This window comes from Archangium gephyra (assembly GCF_042230915.1).
In the GTDB taxonomy this organism is placed as follows: domain Bacteria; phylum Myxococcota; class Myxococcia; order Myxococcales; family Myxococcaceae; genus Archangium; species Archangium gephyra_B.
In genome coordinates, this window is the sequence record NZ_CP102578.1 from 6,080,980 (window position 1) to 6,097,023 (window position 16,044).

Here is a 16,044-nt window from a genome sequence, read left to right on the forward strand (position 1 = left end):
TCCCCCCGGAGCAAGGGCCGTCATGCGTCCGGCCCGGGCGCAGGTCAGTTCACTTTCACGGAGATGGGCGCCGAGGTGGTGATGTTGCCCGCCGCGTCGTACGCCTTGGCCGTCAGGGTGTGCGTGCCCTTGGGCACGCCCCCCAGGCTCCACGTCACGCTGTAGGGAGCCGTGGTGTCGGTGCCGATGACGGTGGCCCCGTCGTAGAACACCACCTGGGTGACGCCCACGTTGTCGCTGGCGCTGGCCTGAATGGTGGTGCTGAAGGTGAGGAAGGAGAACGAGGTCCCATTGGCCGGAGAGGTGATGGCCACGGTGGGGGCGGTGTTGTCCACCGTGACGGTGCGGGCGGCGGACACGGTGACGTTGCCCACCATGTCATAGGCCCGCGTGGTGAGCGTGACGCTCCCATTGGCCACGGTGGCCGTGTCCCAGCTCACCACGTACGGCGCGGTGGTGGCCGTGCCGAGCAGCGTCGTGCCCGCGTAAAACTCGACCCGCGCCACGCCGACGGAGTCGCTCGCCGTGGCGCTGACGGGGACGGTGCCCCGCAGCAGGGCGTTCTGTGCCGGAGCGCTGACGGCCGTCACCGGCGCGGTGTTGTCGACCGTCACCGCCACCGCCGCGGAGGTGCGCACGTTGCCGATGCCGTCGAACGCCTTCACCGTGAGCGTCTGGGCCCCGTCCGCCACGCCCGCGGTGTTCCAGCTCAGCGAGTAGGGCGCGGTGGTGTCGGTGCCGAGCAGCGTCGTGCCGGAGTAGAACTCGACCTTCGTCACCCCGACGGAGTCGCTGGCGGTGGCCTCGAGCGTGACAGCGCCCCGGAGGTACGTCCCAGGCCCGGGGGAGGTGAGCGCCGCGTCCGGCAGGGTGTTGTCGATGTTCACCGTGACCGCGGCCGACGTCTTGACCCGGCCCGCTTGGTCATAGGCCCTGGCGGTGAGCGAATGGGCCCCGTCCGCCACGGTGGTGCTGTCCCAGCTCGCCTCGTAGGGCGCGCTGGTATCGGTGCCGAGCAGCGTGCCGTCCACGTAGAGTTCGACCCTCGCGACCCCGACGGAGTCGCTGGCGGTGGCGCTGACGGGGACGGTTCCCCGGAGCCAGGCGTTCTGCGCCGGAGCGCTGATGGCCGCCGACGGCGTGTAGAGATCGACGGTCACCGCCACCCCGGTGGAGGTGCGGACGTTGCCGGCGAGGTCATGGGCCTTCACCGTGAGCGTATGGGCCCCCTCCGCCGCGTACGCCGTGGACCAGGTCATCGTGTAGGGCGCGCTGGTGTCGGTGCCGAGCAGCGTCCCGTCGACGAAGAACTCCACCTTGGAGACGGCCTGGTTGTCAGTGGCGGTGGCCTCGAGCACGGTGGAGCTGCCCCCGAGGTACATCCCCGGCGCGGGGGACGTGAGCGCCACGTCCGGCGGGGTGTTGTCGCTGCTCACCAGCACCGCGGGAGCGGTCCCCACGCGGCCCTCGGTGTCGTAGGCCTTCGCCGTGAGCGAGTGGGCCCCGTCCGCCACGGTGGTGCTGTCCCAGCTCAGCTCATAGGGCGCGCTGGTGTCGGTGCCGAGCAGCGTCCCATCCGCGTGGAATTCGACCCGCGTCACCGCCGAGGAGCTGGAGACCGTCGCCGTCATCGGCACCACGCCCCTCACCCGCGCACCATTGGAGGGAGCGGTGAGCGCCACCACCGGATCCGCCAGCACCGCGAAGGCCACGTCGTCGTGGTCGTCATAGGCGCCGAGGCTGCACGCCGAGCTGGCATCGCCGTTCATCCGGAACTGGGCGCGCACCGCCTGCAGCAGGCCCACGGGCAGGACGTACTCCGCCGAGAGCACCTGGGTCCCCGCCGTGGGCTTCAGCGTGGTCAGGTACGTCCACGAGGGGATGGTGGCATTGCTCGTGTAGAACAGGTCGAGCGCCGACGCGGCGAGATCCCAGGTCCCCACGTGCACCTCGATCCGCACGCGCTGTCCCGCCGTGAAGGGCCCTCCGTCGACGCTCGACAGCTTGACCCGGTCGATGAAGTGCGAGCCGTTGTTGAGCGCTCCGTCGGAGCAGGCCCCGTTGAGCGTATTGGGCACGTTGGGCTCCAGGTTGCGCCGGCTCCTCACGAGGTTCGTGGTGTCGCAGACGTTGACCGGCGTGGCGCACTTCGGCACCCGGAGCGTGGCGTCGTACACGGCGCTGACGGGCTGGCTCGTGGTCACCGGGACCGCGGCGCTCGTGGTCACCTTGTTCGTCGCGTCATAGGCCCGGGCGGTCAGGGTGTGGCTCCCATCCGCCGTCGCGCCACTGTCCCAGTCCAGACCGAAGGGCGCCGTCGTGTCGCTCCCCACCAGCGCTCCATCCATCAGGAACTCCACCCGAGTGACACCGACGTCGTCCGTGGCGTCCGCCTGGAGGGAGAGCACGCCGCTCAGCGTGGCCCCGCTGGCCGGGGAGGTGAGGGCCACGGCCGGGGCCGCGTTGTCCACCAGCACGCTCACCGGGGTGGAGGTGGCGACGTTGCCCTGGGAATCCGTGGCGCGCGCGGTCAGCGTGTGGCTCCCGCCCACCACCGTCAGGGAGTTCCAGGCGAAGCTGTAGGGCCAGGAGGTGTCCGTCCCCAGCAGCGTGCCGTCCACGAGGAACTCGACCTTGGACACCGAGGAGGACGCGTCGGTGGCGTTCGCCGAGAGCGTCACGGTCCCGCCGAGCGTCGCACCACTGGCGGGCGCGGTGAGTGAGACGGACGGAGGCGTGATCTCGGTGACGACGGTCACCACCACCTGCGGCGAGATCCCCACGTTCCCGGCCGCGTCAGAGGCCCGGGCGGTCACGATGTACTGGCCGGTGGTGGAGAAGTACGCATAGGAGATCCCGGAGGGCGAGTTGGGGCCGCCGCTGTGCCGGCTGTTGCCGATGTAGAGCTCGAGCTGGGCGATGCCCAGATTGTCCGTGGCGCTCGCCGAGAGCGGCACCTGCTGGTTCACGGCCACTCGCGTACCCGGAGCGGGAGAGGTGACGGCGGCCACGGGCGCGATGAAGTCATTGTCCGTCGTCACCGTCACGGGCAGCGAGGCCACCACGTTTCCGGCCACGTCTCGTGCCCGGGCCATCAGCGTATGGCTCCCGTTCGCGACGCTCCGGGTGTTCCACATCACCCCGAACGGTTCCGCGCCATCCGTGCCCAGCAGCGTCTCTCCCTCGAAGAAGTCCACGGCCACCACGCCGAAATTGTCGCTCGCCGCGGCCGACACCGTGACGGTTCCGATCAGCACCGCTCCAGGTGCGGGGGAGGTAAGCGCGGCCTCCGGCGGAACGGTGTCCGTCCCCGAGCCGGCCGGGAAGACCAGGTCGTCGCTATCGATCCACGTGTCCTCGGGCGTACTGCCGCAAGCGCTTCCCGTGGTGCTCGCCCCCGGGCCGTACTTCGCACGCACGGCCTGCAGGCCTCCGGCGGGAAGGACGTACTCCACCTGGAGCGTCTGCACGCCCACCTTCAGGGGTCTGACGGTGGCGATGGGAGTCCACACGGGCAGCGTCGCATCCGCCGCGGAGTACACCACCAGCCTGTCCACCGGCACCGAGTCCTTGTTGTCGGTGACGACGTCCACCTCGACCCGGACCCGCTTGCCCGCCGTCAGGGCCGCGCCGTCCGCCCCGAACACCCGGAGCCCCCGGATGTTCTCCGCCAAGCCGGTGCGCGCGCCGTCGGGGCACCCGTCCAGCGTGTTGGGCGCGTTCGGCTCGCTGTTCAGTCCCCGTCCCTTGACCAGCGTCCGCGCATCGCAGCGCTCCGCCACGGTGTCGCACCGGGGCGCCTTCAAGAGCGGATCGTAACGGGCATTGCCCACGTTGCTCGTCTCGAGCGTGACGGGCGCGCTCACCGCCGACTGGCCCGCCGCGTCATAGGCCCAGACGCTCAGCGTGTGGCCGCCGTTGAACACGCTCGCCGAGTCCCAGCTGAACGCGAACGGCGCCGTCGTGTCGGCCTCGAGGAACGCGCCGTCCACGTAGAGCTCCACCCGCGTCACCTGCCGGTCGTCGCTCGCGGCCACTTCGATGGAGACCGTACCGCTCACGGTGGCCCCGGGAGCGGGCGCGGTGATGACGGGCTCGGACGGCGGGGTGAAGTCGTTGTCCACGGCCACGTTCACCGTGCTCTGCGAGACGTTGCCGCTCATGTCATGGGCCCGCGCCGTCAGGGTGTAGGGACCGTTGGGCAGCGTCCCCACCGTCCAGGTCCACTCGTAGGGGGCCTTTGTGAGCGTCCTGAGCAGGGTGGAGCCCTCGTACAGCTCCACGCGCTGCACGGCGCGGTCGTCGCTCGCCTCCATCCTCACGGTGACGCTCCTGTTCACCGTGGCGCCCTCCACCGGGGAGGTGATGCTCACGGCCGGCAGCGTGGTGTCCGGCGCCGGGTCCACCGCGAAGACGAGGTCATCATGGTCGACGGCGTAGCCGCTGTATGGCGCGCAGCCGTTGGAGAAGACCGCGCTCCTGTAGGACACGCCGCGGAGCGCCTGCGGCCCCCCCGCCGCCGGCAGCAGGTACCGGGCCGTGAGGATCTGGAGGCCCGGCCTGCTCGCCCACACGCTCGCGACCTGGACCCAGGTGGGGTTGCTCGCGTCGGCCGCGGCGAACAGCTCCAGGCGCTCGTAGCCCAGGTAGGGGCTGAACTCCGCATGGACCGTGGCCTGGACAGTCACCTCTGCGCCAGCCCGGAAGGTGGTGCCATCGCTCGGGAAGACCAGGAGCCGCTCCAACGAGGGGTCATCGAGGTACGTCCCGCCCTGTCCGTCCGGGCAGGTGCCGCCCAGGGTGTTGGGCTGGTGGGGCTCGGAGCCGGCCTCGGGACCGGCGATCCCCCGGCCCTCCAGCAGCCGCCCCGAGTCGCACCTGCCACCCACGGCCGCGCAGGCGGGCGTCCCCCACGTGGGATCGAACACCGCCTGCCCGGTGTTCTCGAGCGACACCTCGACCGGGGTGCTCACGCCCGGGTTGTAGTGGGCGTCGAAGGCCCGGGCGGAGAACACCACCGGACCATTGACCGTGGTGCGGCTGTCCCAGGCCAGCTCGTAGGGGGCTGTGTCATCCGAGCCGATCAGGCGGCCGCCCAGGAGGAACTCGACCCGGGCGATCGCCGACTCGTCCGTCACGGTGGCGGTCAGGGTCACCGTGCCGCTCACGGTCGCGCCCGTGGAGGGGGAGGTGAGGGTGACCTGCGGTGGAGTCTGGTCCGTCCCATTGCCACCGGCGTACAGCAGCCGGTTCGGGGTATCGAAGGCGCTCGAATACAGCACCACCACGGGCATCATGTCGGGCGTCGCGCGGGAGGTGAGCTCGGTGGAGACTTCGCCGGGCGTGGCCAGGGGGTGGCCCTCCAGGTAGAGTGCCGCCACCCCCGCCACGTGTGCGGCCGCCATCGAGGTGCCCGAGATCGTGTTCGCGCTGGTGTCGCTGGTGCTCCAGGCCGAGGGGATGTCGACGCCCGGGGCGTAGAGGTCCAGGCAGCTGTCGGAGTTGGAGTAGAGGTACCGGCCGTCGGTGGAGTCGGAGGCCCCCACCGTCAGCGCGGCGGGAACCCGGCCAGGAGAGCGCTGGCACGCGGTGGATTGCTGGTCACCCGCCGCGACCGTGTAGACAACCCCGGCGTTGATGGAGCGGGTGACCGCCTCGTCCAGCGACGTCGACGAAGAGGTGGCCAGGCTGATGTTGGCCACCGCCGGCTTCACGTGGTTGGCGGTGACCCAGTCGATGCCGGCGAGCAGGGTGGACACGCTGCCCGATCCCACGCAGTCCGCCACCCTCACGGAGTGCAGTGTCACCCCCTTGGCCACGCCATAGGTGGCTCCGCCGATCGTTCCCGCCACGTGCGTGCCGTGGCCTTGGCAATCGCCCGAACCGTTGCCGTCCTGGACGAAGGAGGCGCCAGGAACCGCCCGTCCACCGAACTCGGAGTGGGTGAAGCGGATGCCCGAGTCGAGGACGTAGACGTGGACCCCGCTGCCGGTGGCGTCGTAGGTGTACGTCCCATCCAGCGGCCGCTCCCGCTGATCGATGCGATCGAGCCCCCAGGGCGCGTTCGCCTGCGTGCCCTGGAGGGAGAGCTCGGCGTCCTCCTCCACGTAGCGCACGCGCGGATCGTTGCTCAGCTTCAGCGCGGCGGCCTCCGTCATCGTCGCGGAGAACCCCTGGAAGACGCGGGAGTACACGTGCTTCACGGAGGCCCCGTGGAGCGAGGAGAGCTGCTTCGCCAGCGGCTCCACCCGCGCCTTGCCCAGGGACTTCTCGTCCCCGGCCTGCCCCTCGAGGACGACGATGTACCGGCCCGGCATGGCCTTCTCCGTCTTCAGCAGCCGGCTTCCCGCGACGAAGGACTTTGGCGTCTTCGCCGGGGCTTCAGCCTCGATCCTGCGCTCAGACGACGTGGGCTCACATGAAGCGAGCACGAGTCCTGCCGCGAGCAGTGTCACCAGGGTCCGCATGAGTCCTCCCCCTCGGGAGCTGAAATCCGCTTTCCCTAGAATTGAACAAATCCAGGGGAGTTGGATCTGGCTCGGTGGTGAGGGGGTGGAAATAGCGTCACCGGTGGCCGGGGGACTCACCGATGGCGCCGAGGGACTACGACTTCAGTCGATGGGGGTGTCTCAGTCGAGGGCTCTGCAGGTAATGACGGTACAGGCGATTCCGCAGGAGTTGGCGATGTGCAGCGAGTAGCGGGGCTCACACTTGCCGCCGACGGCCCCGAGCAGCTCGGCCTCATCGAGCTCGGTCAGGGCTCTGCCGGAAGGACAGTCGGGGATGGCGGCGCGCTCCTCGGCGGAGAGACGGGCGCGGTACTCCGGGTCCTTCCAGGCTCGGACGATCAATTCCTTCTTCATGGCGTCTTCCTCGTGAGGTGTGCCTGTCCCGGGAGTGGGACAGTCATGGGGAGGGAGTGCCCGGAGTCCGTCAGTGACGCTCACTCCATGCGGCCGCCGTCCAGTTCGCTGAGCAGCCGAGTGGCACCTCCGGGCCCAGCCATAGGCAGTACCGCAGGTGTGCCGTCTCTCTGGCCCTGCGGACAAGAAGGGACTCGCATGGAGGGAGCCGGCGCCCGTATTCGGCGGGGTCAGTTCACCTTGACGGAGATGGGCGCCGAGGTGGTGACGTTGCCAGCCGCGTCGTACGCCTTGGCCGTCAGGGTGTGCGTGCCCTTGGCCGCGCTGAGCAGGTTCCAGCTGAAGCTGTAGGGAGCCGAGGTGTCGGTGCCGAGGACGGCGCCCCCGTCGTAGAAGACCACCTGGGTGACGCCCACGTTGTCACTGGCGCTGGCTTGGATGGTGGTGCTGAAGGTGAAGATGGGGAACGAGGCGCCGTTGGCCGGAGAGGTGATGGCCACGGTGGGCGCGGTGGGGTCCACCGTCACGGTGCGGGCGGCGGACACGGTGACGTTGCCCGCCGTGTCATATGCCTTCGTGGTGAGCGTGACGGTGCTTCCACTGGCCAGGGCCGTCGTGTCCCAGCTCACCACATAGGGCGCGGTGGTGGACGTGCCGAGCAGCGTCGTGCCCGCGTAGAACTCGACCCGGTCCACCCCCAGGTTGTCGCTGGCGGTGGCGCTGACGGCGACGATTCCCCGAACGGAGGCACCCTGCGCCGGAGCGGTGAGGGCCGTCGTGGGCGCGGTGTTGTCGAGCGTCACCGTCACCGCGTCGGAGGTGCCCACGTTGCCGGCGCTGTCGAAGGCCTTCGCCGTCAGCGAGTGAGCACCGTTCGCCGCACTCGCCGTGTTCCAGCTCACCTGGTAGGGCGAGGTGGCGTCGGTGCCGAGCAGGGTCGCGCCGTCGTAGAACTCGACCCTCGCCATCCCCTGGTTGTCGCTGGCGGTGGCCGTGATCACGGCCGTGCCCCGGAGGAGCGCCTCCTGCGCGGGTGACGCGATCGCCACGTCCGGCGGGGTGTTGTCGAGGTACACCAGGATCGAGGCGGAGGTGCCGGCGTTGCCAGCGCTGTCGTAGGCCTTGGCGTTGAGCAGGCGGACACCGTCCGTCAGGGAGGCGCTGTTCCAGCTCACTTCGTAGGGCGAGCTGGTGTCGGTGCCGATCAGCGTCCCCTCCGCGTAGAACTCGACCCGGGCCACGCCCAGGTTGTCACTGGCGGTGGCGCTGACCAGGACGGTGCCCCGGAGGGTGGTGTTCTGCGCCGGAGCGCCGAGAGCCGCCGTGGGCGCGGTGTTGTCGAGCGTCACCGCCACCGCGGCGGACGTCGTGGTGTTGCCGGCACCGTCAAAGGCCTTCGCCGTGAGCGTGTGCGCACCGCCCGTCACGCTCGAGGTGGACCAGCTGGCCGAGTAGGGCGCCGTGGAGTCGGTGCCAATCAGTGCCGTGCCGTCATAGAACTCGACCCGCACCACGCCCACGGTGTCGCTGGCGGTGGCGGTGAGCGTGACAGAGCTGCGGAGGAACGCTCCCTGCGCGGGGGACGTGAGCGCCACGGCCGGCGCGTTGTTGTCGACGTTCACCCCCACCGACAGGGAGCTGCTGGGGATGCCCAGGGGACCGTAGGCCTTCGCGCTGATCGAGTGGGCTCCGTCCGCCAGGGTGGTGCTGTCCCAGCTCAGCGAGTAGGGCGCGGTGGTGTCGGTGCCGAGCAGCGTCCCGTCCACGTAGAACTCGACCTTCGCCACGCCGTCGTCGTCGGTGGCGGTCGCGGTCAGTGGGACCAGGCCCTTCACCTGTGCACCGTTGGCGGGCGAGGTGAGCGCCACCGTCGTGGTGGGCTGTTTCGTGGTCACCGTGACGGCGGAGCTCGTGGACACGTTGCTCAACGTGTCATAGGCCTTGGCCGTCAGCGTGTGAGTCCCGTTCGCCCAGGAGCCACTGTTCCATTCCACGGCGTAGGGGGCCGTCGTGTCGCTCGCCAGGAACACGCCGTCCACCAGGAAGTCCACCCGGGTGACCCCGGCATCATCCGTGGCGGTGGCCTGGAGGGAGACCACGCTGCCCACCGTCGCCCCGCTGGCCGGCGAGGTGAGGGCCACGGCCGGGCCCGCGTTGTCGATCGTCACGCTCACCCCGGCGGAGAAGGCGTAGTTGCCGTAGCCGTCCTGGGCGAACGCGGTCAGGGTGTGGGTGCCGCCAGGCGCCGTCAGGGTGTTCCAGGTGTAGTTGAAGGGCGGGGACCTATCGAAGCCGATCAGATTGTCGTCCAGCCGGAACTCCACCACGCTCACCACCCCGGAGGCGTCGGTGGCGTTCGCGGTGAGCGACACGGTCCCGGAGAGCCTCGCACCGTTCATGGGCGAGGTGATCGAGACGGTCGGCGGATCGAGCTCGGGCGCGACCTTCACCGTCACCTGCGACGAGGTTCCCACGTTGCCATTCGGGTCGTAGGCCCGGGCGGTCAGGGTGAACCACGAGGCCTGGGTGACGCCCGGGTTCCACCGGTAGGTGTAGGGCGGGGAGGTGACGGTGCCGATCAACTGGCTGCCCGAATAGAACTCGACTCGGGTGACGCCCTCGGGGTCCGAGGCATTCGCGGAGAGCTCCACCACCGCGGCCCATTGGCTGTAATTGTCGGGAGCGGTGAGGGAGACCACCGGCACCGACAGGTCGTTGTAGGCCGTCACCGTCACGGGCGCCGAGCTGCTCGCGTTTCCGGCCAGATCGCGGGCCCGGGCCGTCAACGTGCGGCTGCCGTTGGGGCCATTGCGGCTGTTCCAGCTCACGCTGAACGGTGCCGAGGTGTCCGTGCCGATCAGCATCGTCCCGTCATAGAAGTCCATGGCCGCCACGCCGAAGTTGTCGCTCGCCTCGGCCGTCAGCGTGACGGTCCGGGTCACCGAAGCTCCCTCCGCGGGAGCGGTGAGCACCACCGAGTGGGGGGGGACGGCGTCCGTCTCCTGAGCCACCGCGAAGACCAGATCGTCGCGATCGGTATAGTTGTTCACCGCCTGGCACTGCGGCTCATACAGGTCCACGCTCGACTGCATGCGCGCGCGGAAGGACTGCAGGTTGCCTGCGGGCAGGACGAACTCCGCCGAGAACGTCTGAGAGGGCCCGGCTGCCTCCGTGGGCTGGAAGGAGGCGAACTTCGTGAACGAGGTCCCCCGGACCGCATTCGCCGAGTGGTACAGCTCCAGGGTGTCGGCGGGGATGTAGCCGGCCCTCACGTCCACCTCGATCCGGACCCGCTTGCCGACGGCCAGCGCCGTCCCGTCCTCCCGGATGACGCGGATCCGCTCGACGGCCTCCCTCTGGAAGGAGTACTCGAACGAGTTGCCGTCCACGCATCCGTCCAGCGTATTGGGCGTGTTCCGCTCCTGGCCCCCGCGTCCCAGCAGCAGCTCGCGGCTGTCGCAGCGCGCCGTCGCCGAGTCGCACCGGGGAACCCGCAGGGACGTGTCGTAGCGCACATTGCCCGCGTTGCTCGTCTGCACGGAGACCTTCGCGCCCTGCTTGCCGTTGCCCCCAAAATCCCGGGCGTAGGTGTACAGCTGGTGGCTGCCATTGGACACCTCCACCGAGTTCCAGGAGACGGAGTAGGGGGCCGTCGTGTCGGAGCCGATGAGCAGGTTGTCCACGTAGAACAACACCTCCGCGATTTCCCGGTCGTCGCTCGCGGTCGCCTCGAGGGTGACGAGGCCGCTCAAGAGCGCCCCGCTGGCGGGCGAGGTGAGCGTGGTCTCCGAGGGAGCGGTGTAGTCGTTGTCCACGATCACGTTCACCGTGCTCGGGGGCGAGGCGTTGCCGCCCAGGTCATAGGCCGTCGCGCTGAGGACGTGCGGCCCGTTGGACACCCCGGTGGGCCCCGAGTTGGCTCCCACGACGCGGCTGCTCCAGCTCACGGTGTACGGCGGGGCGTACCGGGTCTCGATGAGGCGGCCATCCACATGGAACTCGACGCGCACCGTGCCCCGGTCATCGGTGGCGCTGGCCTCGAGCGGCACCTTCCCGCTCACGGTCGCGCCGTCCATGGGCGTGAGGAGCGCCACGTTGGGCGCCACGTAGTCATTGTCGATCAGGACGTTGATGGCGGCCGAGGTGGTGACGTTGCCGGCCAGGTCATAGGCCCGGGCAGTGAGGGTGTGGGGACCATTGGGCACCGTCCGCGTCGCCCAGCTCAGGGCGTAGGGAGGGCGCGAGTAGCTGGTGAGCAGGGTGGTGCCGTCGTACAGCTCCACGCGGTGCACGCCGAAGTTGTCGCTCGCCGCCATGCTGACGTTGACGATGCGCTCGAGCGTGGCGCTCTGCGCCGGCGTGGTGATGGCCACCGCGGGCGGGGTGGAGTCTGGATCGTTGCCCACCGCGATGACGAGGTCGTCATGGTCGGTGGAATTGCCAGGGGTGCAGGGAGAAGGCGCGCTGGACGCCGGGCGGTACACGCCCCGGAGGATGTGCCGCCCACCCGCCGGAAGCAGGTACGTGGCCGAGAGCGTCTGGGTTCCAGGCGAATAGGGCCCCACGAGGGTGGTCACGAGGCTCCAGGTGGGGTTGCTCGCATCGGGCGCGACATAGAGGTCCAATTCACGGGAGACGAACTCGTCGCCCGAACGGACCGTGGCCTGGACCGTCACCTCCTTGCCCGCCGCGAGCGCGGTGCCATCGCTCCGGAAGACCTGGAGCCGCTGCAGCGCGTACAGGGAGGAGGAGGTGCTGAGCTCGTCCGCGCAGGAGCCACCCACGGTGTTGGGCTGATGGAGCTCGGGGTCGGCGCTCCCCCGTCCCTCCAGGAGGTCCGCCGAGTCGCACTTGCTGCCCACGGCCGCGCAGGCGGGGGCTCCCCACGTGGCGTCGTACGTCGCGATTCCGGCATTCTCGATCGTCACCGCCACCGGAGCGCTCGTCGTCGATTGGCACCGGGTGTCCTGGGCCTGGGCGGTGAGCACCCCCGGGCCGTTGCCATGGGTGGTGCTGTCCCAGACCAGCTCGTAGGGAGGCGAAGCGTCCGAGGCGAGCAGTTTGCCGTCGAGGAGGAAACTGACGCGAGTGACCCTCTCATCGTCCGCCGCGTCGGCGGTCAGGGTCACCGTGCCGCTCAGGGTCACACCGGAGGCGGGCGAGGTGATGACGACTTCCGGCGGATTCGGGCCCAGGCCGTTGCAGTCGATCAGCGCGCCCTGCGTCGTGCGCAGGGTGGGCTCGGGCTCGGCCGTGACACCTTCGGATGGGGGCTCGCAGGAAGCGAGCAGCAGTCCTGCCACGAGCAATGTCACCGGGATCCGCATGGTGCCCCCCCTGGGGAGTCGAAATCCGTTTCCCTGGGAATTGAATTAATCCCGGGAAGCTGGATCACTCTTCGTGAAGAAAGTGACACCTCACATCGGCCGAGCGGCCAGCCGATGCCATGGCGAGCGCCACCGCGGGAGCACGCTCCGTGTGAGAGGAGATTCCCAGCGAGTGCGGGAGGAGGACAGAGACCCTCGCGGAGGAGGGGAGCGGACGGAGGGTGCATCCCCGCCGACGGTCACCCCGTTGCTCCCGCAGCAGCGGGCCTCACCTTTGGAGTGACCCCAACAAGGAGTTGCCCCATGAAGAAGCTCCCCCTCCTGGTTGCTACCGGTGTGCTCAGCCTGTGGGGCTGCGCCACCAATAGTTCGAGCGCTCGCTCGGACGAGCCGCCTCTGGAGGAACTGCTGAACCCAACGGAAGTGGCCCGGCGGGACCGCCTGGGTGCCCCCACCGTCTACAACGGTGAGGCCACGGGAGGCGCGGGCTTCACGGTGACGACAGACGAGGGACGGCTCTGGGCGCCCGAGGTGGCTCCGGGGAATACCGTGACGAGGACCGAGTCCGACATCGCACGGAGCATCCAGAAAAATGACACCCAGTCCAAGGTGATCGACGAGGGCCCGACGAAAGACGCGCCGCAACAGTAGTCACCAGGTTCGAGCCCCCGCCCGCGGCTCAGCCCGCACGGCGCACGGCATGGGACGGGCGCTCACCTGCTCGCGGACGGCCTGACTCAACACGTCCGCGCGCAGGGGACCGGACAGGAAGCCCTGTGCCCCCAAGGCCCATGCCTGCGCCTCCTCCCGCGCCCGGCCCGCCAGCAGCAGCCGGGCCCGGAGGCCCCGCCTCGTCACGCCCTCCACCGACTGCACCGGCGCCAGGACCACCGTGCACGGGCTCGCTGCCCGCACGTCTTGCGTTCGCGCCACCCGGGCCCGCAGGCCCGCGTCCTCCAGCAGCGTCAACAACCCCTGGGTGGCCTGGACACCCCAGCCGTACACCCAGACCTCCGGCTCCCGCTCCACCACGGGCTTCCTCGCGGCCTCCACCCTCGGCAGCTCCCGCTCGGTGAGCCGGGCGTGGGCCGGGAGTTCCTCCGTCAGCGGAACCAGCACGGGCAGGCCCCCCACGCCCGGCAGGAAGCGCTCCAGCATCAGGCACTCGGCGCGGTTCGTCACCAGGGGCAGGTGCTCATCCGCCTCGGGGAGGGGAATCGGCTCCACGGGGCGCCGCGCGTCGAGGAGATGGGGGTGGTAGAGCCGATCGATGGCGCGGGAGATGGCGGCATCGGTCGCCAGCAGCGTCACCACGCGCGCCTTGCCGCTCACGCGGGCCACTTCGTCCAGGGCGGGAGGATGCGCCGGCGCCGTGGTGGCCACCACGAGCACCGAGTCGCGCGGCCCCTCCTGCCGCAACGGGACGACCCGGCAGGACTCCGCCACGTGGGCGGGAAGCACGTCCGCGAGCCGCGGATCCAACACCTCGGCGTCCAGGTCCACCACGGGAAGCTGGAGCTGCCGGGCCAGCGTCTCGAGCACCTGCTGCGCGGTGCAGAAGCCCATGTCCACCACCACCTGCCCGAGCGGCACGCCCCACTTGTTGTGGAAGCCCAGCGCCGCGCGCAGTTGCAGCTCGTCCACCAGCCCGTCTTCCCGAAGCAGCTCTCCCAACCGTCTCCGCATCGCAGCGCCCTCCGGAGGTGGAACATCCACCGCACCGACGGGCTCCCCTGATGCGTCCTTCGTGCCAGGCGCGGAAGGGCGTCGGACGGCGGGGATACGCCCGGTTTTCGAGCGGTTGGCTCGCGCGGGAGCGAGCGCGGCCTGGTGACGGCACCCACCACCTGGTGACAGCCGTCACCACCCGAGTGGAAGCAGGTCCCTTCAGGGGAGGTCCCGGCCGCGCCCGGGAGCAACTGGTCCTACTGTCGGACCAGTCGGCACGCCGCGCGGCCAGAAGGCGCTGCTACTTCCTCAGGGCCCAGTCCTCCTCGGCGGCCGCGCGCAGCGAGTGGGGAATGAAGGGCCGGCCCTGAACGGTCCGCACCCAGGCCTCGCGCATCTGCCGTGCACAGCGCTCGGGGGGCATGCGCCCCACGGCGGTGCCCAGTCCAGGACACAGCACAGTGCGGATGGGAGCCGCGCTCGTGCGGTTGTGGGCCAGCACCGCGAGGAGCGCCGCCCGCATGGCGAGGTAGGCATTCACCGTCTTGCTGACGTCCGCGGGCACGCGCATGGTGGGCGCGCTGATGCACCAGGGGATGTCCTTGTGGCCGGTGGAGACGATGACGGCCTGGCCCACGGGAAGCTCGCCACCGTACTGCTCGGCGAGCAGCGCGCGCAGCCGCTCCTGCACCTGAGGACCGAGCTGGTAGGTATAGACGGCGTCGATCCCTCCATCCATGAAGCCGAAGCTGTTGGCGGGGCTCACCACCGCATCGGCACGCACGTCGATGGGATCGCTCGCGGACACCGCGCCCGGCCGTTCCGAGAAGATGTCGCCCTGGGAGAGGGTGACGCCGGGGATGTTGGCGAACTCCTGCCGCCATGCCTCCACCATGGCCCGGCTGAGGTCACGCAGGTGGAGCTGGAAGGGGAGAGACATGGCGGCACGATAACCCACGTCCGAGCGCATCGCCCCCGTCGGCCGATGCGTCCCGGGCGTCTCGCGCGCCGCTACGCCTGCGCGTACGCCTCCTCCAGGCGCGCGATGTCGAACTTCTTCATCTTGAGCATGGCCTGCATCACGCGCTGCGTCCGCTTCGGATCCTTGTCCTGCATCAGCTCCATGAACCGCTTCGGGACGATCTGCCAGGAAAGGCCGTACCGGTCCTTGAGCCAGCCGCACTGGCTCTCCTGTCCGCCGTTCGCGGTCAGCTTGGACCACAGCATGTCCACCTCCTCCTGCGAGTCACAGCTCACCGCCATGGAGATGGCCTCGGTGAACTTGAAGACCGGGCCGCCGTTCAACGCGTTGAACCGGATCCCCGCGAGCTGGAAGTCCACCACCATGGCCGACCCCTTGGGGCCCGGCCCCGCCTCGCCATAGCGGGACACCGTCAGGATCTTCGAGTCCTTGAAGAGCGACACGTAGAAGTTCGCCGCCTCCTCCGCCTCGTTGTTGAACCACAGGAACGGAGTGATCTTCTGGGTCTCTGCCAGGGAAGCCATGGTCATGCTCCTTTGCGGCTGGGGGTGAACTGTGTTTCGAGATACCGGCGCAGGTGACGCAGGGACTCGGCCGCGACCTCGGGGCCCTGCTTCGCCTTGGCGAGAATGAACGCGCCCTGGATGACCGTTTGCATGAACAGCCCGAGGCTCTCCGGGGTCCACGGAGCGTCCGGCGCGTAGCGCTGCCTGGCCTCGGCGATGTCACGCGCCAGCATCCCGGCGTGCGCGCTGAGGTGCCTGTCACAGGTGGCGCGGATCTCCGGGTACGTGTCGTACGCCTCCTGGACCATCATCCCGAGCAGGCATGTGTAGTCCGGCAGCGTGCCCCGCAGGATGGCGATGCGGAAGTCGACGTAGCCCAGCAGCCGCTCGAGGGGATCCGCCGCGCGCTGATAGGGCGCGGAGGCGAAGAGGCGATCAGCCATGGCGGCGAAGTGGTCGGCCGCCGCGATCGCGAGCTCCTCCTTGCTCTTGAAGTGGTGGAAGAAGCTCCCCTTGGTGAGGCCCGCCTCCGCGCATACGTCGTCGATCCGCGTCGCCGTGTAGCCCTTGGTCCGGATGACCCGCAGGGCCGCGTCGAGGAACTTCGTCTTGGACTGGTGGTGGCTCTCCGAGGTGTCCATGGGCATACCGACTGGTTGGTTCAATCAATACCAACTGGTGGGTATGCCGTCAACCCC

Annotated in this window: 8 protein-coding genes; 1 reads left to right on the forward strand and 7 read right to left on the reverse strand. The window is 69.7% G+C overall.

Annotated features, from left to right (window positions below; all coding sequences use genetic code 11):
- Positions 1-44: 44 nt before the first annotated feature.
- From NR798_RS23800 to NR798_RS23810, 3 genes are all read right to left on the reverse strand, one after another.
- On the reverse strand, positions 45-6,467 hold the full coding sequence (locus tag NR798_RS23800; protein ID WP_375764763.1) for an Ig-like domain-containing protein: 6,423 nt from the start codon (positions 6,465-6,467) through the stop codon (positions 45-47).
- Positions 6,468-6,629: 162 nt separating this feature from the next.
- A complete protein-coding gene (locus NR798_RS23805) occupies positions 6,630-6,863 on the reverse strand; it encodes a mersacidin/lichenicidin family type 2 lantibiotic (RefSeq protein ID WP_375764764.1) in 234 nt (77 codons plus the stop codon).
- Between the two features lie 230 nt (positions 6,864-7,093).
- Positions 7,094-12,190, reverse strand: a complete 5,097-nt coding sequence (locus NR798_RS23810) for an Ig-like domain-containing protein (protein WP_375764765.1) — start codon at positions 12,188-12,190, stop codon at positions 7,094-7,096.
- A gap of 303 nt (positions 12,191-12,493) precedes the next feature.
- On the opposite strand from NR798_RS23810, the gene NR798_RS23815 reads away from it, so the two are divergent.
- Positions 12,494-12,841 carry a hypothetical protein gene (locus NR798_RS23815; RefSeq protein ID WP_375764766.1) on the forward strand — a complete coding sequence of 116 codons (348 nt, stop codon included), beginning with the start codon at positions 12,494-12,496 and terminating at the stop codon, positions 12,839-12,841.
- On the opposite strand, the gene NR798_RS23820 is transcribed toward NR798_RS23815, so the two are convergent.
- From NR798_RS23820 to NR798_RS23835, 4 genes are all read right to left on the reverse strand, one after another.
- Positions 12,842-13,876 carry an ATPase gene (locus tag NR798_RS23820; protein ID WP_375764767.1) on the reverse strand — a complete coding sequence of 345 codons (1,035 nt, stop codon included), beginning with the start codon at positions 13,874-13,876 and terminating at the stop codon, positions 12,842-12,844.
- A 283-nt stretch (positions 13,877-14,159) separates the two neighbouring features.
- The gene (locus NR798_RS23825) at positions 14,160-14,798 is read right to left on the reverse strand and encodes a macro domain-containing protein (protein ID WP_375764768.1); all 639 of its coding nucleotides are present in this window, start codon (positions 14,796-14,798) and stop codon (positions 14,160-14,162) included.
- 71 nt (positions 14,799-14,869) lie between these two features.
- Positions 14,870-15,364 (reverse strand): VOC family protein, encoded by a 495-nt coding sequence (locus tag NR798_RS23830; RefSeq protein ID WP_375764769.1) that lies wholly within the window; start codon positions 15,362-15,364, stop codon positions 14,870-14,872.
- Between the two features lie 2 nt (positions 15,365-15,366).
- Positions 15,367-15,987: a TetR/AcrR family transcriptional regulator gene (locus NR798_RS23835; RefSeq protein ID WP_375764770.1), complete on the reverse strand. Its 621-nt coding sequence runs from the start codon at positions 15,985-15,987 to the stop codon at positions 15,367-15,369.
- Between the last annotated feature and the right edge of the window lie 57 nt (positions 15,988-16,044).

Bases quoted from the DNA above. Each gene is read 5' to 3' on its own strand.
- NR798_RS23800 (WP_375764763.1), bottom strand. From the start codon at position 6,467: ATGCGGACCCTGGTGACACTGCTCGCGGCAGGACTCGTGCTCGCTTCA.
- NR798_RS23805 (WP_375764764.1), bottom strand. From the start codon at position 6,863: ATGAAGAAGGAATTGATCGTCCGAGCCTGGAAGGACCCGGAGTACCGC.
- NR798_RS23810 (WP_375764765.1), bottom strand. From the start codon at position 12,190: ATGCGGATCCCGGTGACATTGCTCGTGGCAGGACTGCTGCTCGCTTCC.
- NR798_RS23815 (WP_375764766.1), top strand. From the start codon at position 12,494: ATGAAGAAGCTCCCCCTCCTGGTTGCTACCGGTGTGCTCAGCCTGTGG.
- NR798_RS23820 (WP_375764767.1), bottom strand. From the start codon at position 13,876: ATGCGGAGACGGTTGGGAGAGCTGCTTCGGGAAGACGGGCTGGTGGAC.
- NR798_RS23825 (WP_375764768.1), bottom strand. From the start codon at position 14,798: ATGTCTCTCCCCTTCCAGCTCCACCTGCGTGACCTCAGCCGGGCCATG.
- NR798_RS23830 (WP_375764769.1), bottom strand. From the start codon at position 15,364: ATGGCTTCCCTGGCAGAGACCCAGAAGATCACTCCGTTCCTGTGGTTC.
- NR798_RS23835 (WP_375764770.1), bottom strand. From the start codon at position 15,987: ATGGACACCTCGGAGAGCCACCACCAGTCCAAGACGAAGTTCCTCGAC.